The 4,239-nt window shown below is 68.4% G+C and carries 4 protein-coding genes and 1 pseudogene; 3 read left to right on the top strand and 2 right to left on the bottom strand.

Annotated features, from left to right (window positions below):
• The coding region (locus AC2VOK_RS00175) for a nitrilase-related carbon-nitrogen hydrolase (protein WP_428898668.1) at positions 1–918 on the top strand (918 nt) is incomplete at its 5' end.
• A gap of 104 nt (positions 919–1,022) precedes the next feature.
• A pseudogene (locus tag AC2VOK_RS00170) lies at positions 1,023–1,377 on the top strand (STAS domain-containing protein); the annotation flags it as partial.
• Here the strand turns inward: AC2VOK_RS00170 and AC2VOK_RS00165 are convergent.
• Together AC2VOK_RS00165 and AC2VOK_RS00160 are read right to left on the bottom strand one after the other, a co-directional pair.
• Positions 1,374–2,609 (bottom strand): acyl-CoA dehydrogenase family protein, encoded by a 1,236-nt coding sequence (locus AC2VOK_RS00165; protein ID WP_343709166.1) that lies wholly within the window; start codon positions 2,607–2,609, stop codon positions 1,374–1,376. The pseudogene AC2VOK_RS00170 and the gene AC2VOK_RS00165 overlap by 4 nt on opposite strands.
• Entirely contained in the window at positions 2,606–3,757 is a 1,152-nt protein-coding gene (locus AC2VOK_RS00160) for an acyl-CoA dehydrogenase family protein (protein WP_343709165.1), read from the bottom strand. Before AC2VOK_RS00160 ends, AC2VOK_RS00165 begins: the two co-directional genes overlap by 4 nt.
• Before the next feature lie 191 nt (positions 3,758–3,948).
• On the opposite strand from AC2VOK_RS00160, the gene AC2VOK_RS00155 reads away from it, so the two are divergent.
• The coding region (locus AC2VOK_RS00155) for a hypothetical protein (RefSeq protein WP_428898667.1) at positions 3,949–4,239 on the top strand (291 nt) is incomplete at its 3' end.

The following is a 4,239-nucleotide window of genomic DNA, read 5'->3' as shown; positions in this document are numbered from 1 at the left end:
GAGTCCCTGACGCGCACGAAGCCATCGCACCGCCCACCGCTGCGGATCGGACTGGTCCAGCATCGCTGGCGCGCCGACCACGCCGAACTGACCCGCGTCCTCGGCGGCGGCATCGCCCGCGCTGCCGCCGCCGGTGCGCACCTGGTGTGCCTGCCCGAGCTGACCCTGAGCCGCTACCCCGGTGACCTCGCCCCGCCGTCCCCCCCGGCCAGTGCCGCCGAAGATCTGCTGGCCGGCCCGACGTTCGCGTTCGCTGCCGAATCCGCTCGAGCGAGCGAGGTTTTCGTGCAGACATCGCTGTACGAGAAAGCGACAAACGAAGGCGGCCAGGACGACGGACTGGGTTACAACACAGCTATTTTGGTTTCCCCGGCCGGGGATCTCGTCGCCCGGGTGCGCAAAATGCACATCCCCGATTCCGAGTGTTACCGCGAAGCGGACTACTTTCGGCCCGGCCCCGCCGACGGGGAACCCTATCCAGTGCTGACCCCGCAGGGGCTCGACGCACGGATCGGTCTGCCGACGTGCTGGGACGAATGGTTTCCGGAAGTGGCCCGGACATACTCGCTGCACGGCGCCGAACTGGTGGTCTATCCCAGCGCCATCGGCTCGGAGCCGGCCTTCCCCGCTTTCAACAGCGAACCGCTCTGGCAGCAGGTCATCGTCGGCAACGGCATCGCCAACGGTTTGTTCATGATCGTGGCGAACCGCACCGGCGACGAGGGCAAGATCAAGTTCTATGGCTCGTCGTTCATCTCCGACCCGTACGGCCGCGTGTTGGTGCAGGCGCCGCGGGACGAGGAGGCGATAGTGATCGCCGACCTGGACCTCGATCAGCGCCGGGACTGGCTGGAAGCGTTTCCGTTCCTGCGCACCCGGCGTCCCGACAGCTACGGTGCCCTGGTCGGGCAGACGTAGCCACCGGGATCCCCTTGCTCGCCGCACAGCGCCGCACGCCGCCGGACCCCTGCGGCTGACGCTGGACGCCAACCTCCACACCGCGCCGACCGTGGCAGGTGAACGATTACCGCGCGGGCGAGAAGGGGCGTGGCCGCGGACTCGCAATGGCCGAAGCGCTGGTGTCACAGACGCAGATCAGCCGCGACGCCGATGAAACGACTCCCAGATCGCCGTCGAAAGCCGTTCGGGAATGGCGTCTTTGGCGATCGCTCTCAGCGCTGTCAGCCATCTGGGTTCAGCGGGTGTGAGCGCGCTGGCCGACGACCGAGACCGTGCCCGCAGGCAGGACGGCGAATGTGTGCTGGTGGCCCCGCCGGTAGCCCGGCCCACCACGTTGTGTCGCTCGTCCAGATCCCCGTGGTCGGCAGCTACGCCGACGACGTCTTCGCCACGGAGTCCGAGTCGGATCGTGGCTAGCGCGGCCGTCCGCGCCGGACTTCGCCGAACGGCACCCCGCGGTCCGCGGCGTATTCCCGCGGGAAGCCCAGCACCCGCTCGCCGATGACGTTGCGGGCCATCTCGGTTGTGCCGCCACCGATGGCGACGGTCTGCCGGGACAGGTAACGCAACCCGGCTTCCAAGCCGTCGCCGGGCTCCCCCACGACACCGGCGGCACCGGCGATCGCCAGCGCCGTGTCCACGTCCAGGCTCACGGTTTCGGCGTGAAACAGCCTGATCAGCGTTCCGGCAGCGGGCGGCAACCCGCCGTCGCGGACACTGCGATACACGTGCCCGATCAACTGCTCGGCCACCGCACGGTGGACCAGCACGCGGCCGGCCATTTCGTGCACGTACTCGTCGTCGGCCCTGCCGGTCCTGGCCGCCAGGTCAACATAGTCGACGGGATTGGCGTTCCCGCCCTCACTGCCGCGCCCGCTGGCGAACTCCGAGCCCTGCCCCACCGCCCGGCGCTCGTGGTACAACTGCCGCGACGCCACCGCCCAGCCGCCGTCGACCTCGCCCACGACGGCGTCGTCGCCGACGTCCACCCCGTCCAGGAACTCCTCGCAGAACTCCGTGGAACCGCTCAGCATGGTGATGCGCCGCAACGTGATACCCGGGTGGGCAATGGGCACCAGGAACATGGTCAGGCCTTCATGCTTGGGCACATCCCAATTGGTGCGGGCCAGACACAGTCCGTAGTCGGCGGCGAACGCGCTCGTGCTCCATGTCTTGGCGCCGTTGATCACCCAGCGGTCGCCGTGACGTTCGGCGCGGGTGATGACGCCGGCCAGATCCGACCCGCCGCCGGGTTCGCTCAACAACTGCACCAGGACCTCGTCGCCGCGCAAAGCGGCGCCGATGTGCTTCCTCTTCTGGGCCTCGGTGCCGGTGTCGAGCAGAGTGGCGCAGCAGATGGTCAACGTCGGGGTGTTGAGGATCAACGGCATCTCGTAACCGAAGGATTCGGAGTCGAATGCCTTCTGGTATTCGTAGTCCAGTCCCAGGCCGCCGTACTCGCGGGGGAAGCAGATGCCGGCGAATCCGCCTTCGTGGAGCCGCTTTTGCAGCTCACGCGCCCGGGCCCAGGCCCGCTCGTCGTCACGCGGGGCGGTCGGCGGGCAATCCGGGTCGATCGCGGGCATGTTCTCGGCCAACCAAGCCCTGGCCCGGGTCGCGAATTCCGCGACGGATTCGGTCGGCGTCATTGGCCGGCGCGGCTCGTCTTGGCGCCCGCGTGCCACGCATAGACCAGCCGATTGTGTTCCTCGGGCGTCCCGAACATGGAGCGATACAACGTAACTCGGCGAAGGTACAGGTGCAGGTCGTGTTCCCAGGTGACGCCGATGCCACCGTGCATCTGCACGCACGCCTGAATGATCTGGCCGGCCATCTCACCGACGTAGGACTTGGCGACGCTTGCCGAAAGCCCCGCTGCCGGCGCACCAGCGTCGATGTCGGCGACCGCCGCGACCGTGGTGGCCCGGCAGGCTTCCAGCCACAGCTTCATGTCGGCGAATTTGTGTTTGAGCACCTGGTAGGAGGCCAGCGGGCGGCCGAACGTGTGCCGGTCCAGCGCCCAACTGACAGTGAACGCGAACACCGTCTGCAGGACGCCGACCACCTCGGCGCACTGCAGGACCTGGGCGATCTGGCTCTGCCGACCGATCAGCGCGGTACTTTCGTCCGCGGAGCCGATGGCCGCGGACCCCGAGACGACGACACCGTCGAAATGCACCCGCGCGTAGTGCTTGACCAGGTCCACCGACCGTTGCGGCTCGATGCGCACCCCCGGCGCGCCCGTCGGGACCAGGAATTGGCGGATGTCGTCACCACACCGCGCCACCACCAGCAGCAGGGCGCTCTGGGCGCCGGCCTCGACACGGTCCTTGGTGCCGTCGATGCGGTAGCCCGAGCCTGCTTTGGTGGCCGTCACCGACGGTTGCAGTGGCGACCACCCCCGGCCCGGCTCGGCAACCGCCCACGATGCGACCAGTTCCCCCGACATCAGCGAGCCGATCGTGGCGGCGTGCGCGTGGCGCTCGGCGCACCCGGCGAGACCGGCCAGCACGACGCTGACCGGATACAGCGGCCCGGGCGCCACCGTCTTGCCGAGTTGCTCGGCGACCACGGCCAGATCCGCCAGGCCGCTGTCCGAGACGCTGCCGCCGCCCAGATCCTCGGGAACGAGCAGGCTCGTCCACCCGAGTTCGGCGGCCCGCCGCCACCAGGACGCGTCGAAGGACGCCCCCGCGGCGTGCAGTTCACGGACGCGACTCAGCGGCGCTTCTTTGTGCAGAAAGGCTTGGGTTGTGGAGGTGAAGAGTATCTTTTCTGGAGAGTCGACAGCGGTCATGATGCCGGCAGGATCTTTCTCGGCAATCGATCGCCGCGGCATACGATGCAGCGGAGAAATGTTGGGTGGACGGTGGTCATCCGCTATTCGATCCTCGTCGGAGTTCGCTGGCGACTCGATGTTAGCAGTGGACAATACAGTAAGAGATACCGGAGTTCAGTCGATAATGATGGTGACGAGCGGCAGGCGCGATGACTGAGGCGGACGAACCGTTCGAGGCTTCTGCCGCGTCGGAGGCCACGGCGGAGGCCACGACGGAGACCACGGCGGAGGCCACGTCGAGGGCCGAGGCGATGGCCCTGGCAGAAGAGGCCGAAGCCGAAGCAGCAGAAGCCGAGGCCGTGGCCGCCGCGGCGCGCGCCCGTGCCCGCGCGGCCCGGTTGCGGCGCGAGGCGATGACGCTGGCCGAGGCTGCCGAGGACTACGGTGACGCGGCCGCCGCGGCTGCCGACGCGGATTACGACTACGACGACTACGACGAC

Source organism: Mycobacterium sp. TH-M116, from assembly GCF_057473685.1.
Note: the sequence above shows the minus strand (reverse complement) of the source record. Positions and strands in the feature narration are given on the sequence as shown.

Coding starts and splice junctions, on each gene's coding strand:
- AC2VOK_RS00165 (WP_343709166.1), bottom strand. CDS start 2,609: ATGACGCCGACCGAATCCGTCGCGGAATTCGCGACCCGGGCCAGGGCT.
- AC2VOK_RS00160 (WP_343709165.1), bottom strand. CDS start 3,757: ATGACCGCTGTCGACTCTCCAGAAAAGATACTCTTCACCTCCACAACC.